General features: G+C 44.4%; 2 protein-coding genes. Both read left to right on the forward strand.

Annotation, left to right across the window (positions count from 1 at the left end):
• Nucleotides 1-34: 34 nt before the first annotated feature.
• Nucleotides 35-637, forward strand: coding sequence for an iron export ABC transporter permease subunit FetB (gene fetB, locus ABZ857_RS44320; protein ID WP_357056988.1), 603 nt, complete (start codon nucleotides 35-37; stop codon nucleotides 635-637).
• Nucleotides 638-874: 237 nt separating this feature from the next.
• Nucleotides 875-1,127, forward strand: a 253-nt coding sequence (locus ABZ857_RS44325) for a hypothetical protein (protein ID WP_357056991.1), incomplete at its 3' end; no start/stop codon positions are given.

Raw genomic sequence — 1,127 nt, forward strand, 5'->3', positions numbered from 1 at the left:
GTGGGCTGTTTTACATCTATTTATCGTGTGTTAATTGCTTAATTATATTTTCCGAGTAAACAATTTTTGGATAACTCTGGCGATGATGGGCTTCATTATCTTCAATGCGGCTTGGAATGCGAAAAAACGGGGGCCGGGGATTGACCATGCATTAGCCATTTCGTTATTAGCCATTTTTGTTAGTACGGGGGTAACACTCGGCGTCCTCGTGCTATCTGGTGCGATTAAGTTTGTGCCATCGCAAATGATTCCCATTTCTGGTATGATTGCGTCGAATTCAATGGTCGCAATTGGGCTGGCTTATCGCAGCCTCAATAGTCAGTTTCATGACCAGCGGCAAGGTGTGCTTGAACGGTTGGCGTTAGGGGCTGGTCTACTTGATGCTTCGATTGCCATCGTGCGTGAAGCGATTCGTACGGGGATGTCACCAACCATTGATTCGGCAAAGACTGTGGGTCTAGTCAATCTGCCAGGGATGATGTCCGGTTTGATCTTTGCAGGGGTCGATCCAGTACGGGCCATTAAGTATCAAATTATGGTCACGTTCATGCTCTTATCAGCGACTAGTTTGGGGTCAATCATTGCGTGCTATTTAGCTTACCGTAATTTCTATAATGAACAAAAACAGTTGAAGTAATGACTCCTGATTGCAGTCCCGCGGGGAGTCCTTTATGATGGAAGCTGAAATAAAACTTAATGCGGGGGTATTGATGTGAATGACGCAGTGGTTTGGGTTCCAGTTCCAGCAATGTTTTACTGAAGCTGGTTAGTACCAATTATATTTGGAACCATTTTTGGTTGGCGTTATCATCGCGATAAGGTTCGCCTAGGTAACGGTATTTGGTTTTCGCTATTTTTCTATTCGTTTTTAACCATGCTGGCGATTGCAATTTTAGGTAGCAATATCCACTGGTTGATCATTATCAGTGGAACGTTGTTTGTGTTGCTGATCCTGTTGATTGGGCTGATTTTTACCTTACAAGCTTTCTTGCTCTTATGGAATGCATGGATCATGTGGCGTCATGAGAGTCATACGTTGGCGAATATGCTGACCTTGTACTTGGGACTGGCCATTCTGATTTTGCCATTTTTAGGCAATCTGTTGAGTAGTCATGTGCCGCAGCCCG

Source organism: Microbispora sp. NPDC046933, assembly GCF_040644635.1.
Lineage (GTDB): Bacteria > Actinomycetota > Actinomycetes > Streptosporangiales > Streptosporangiaceae > Microbispora.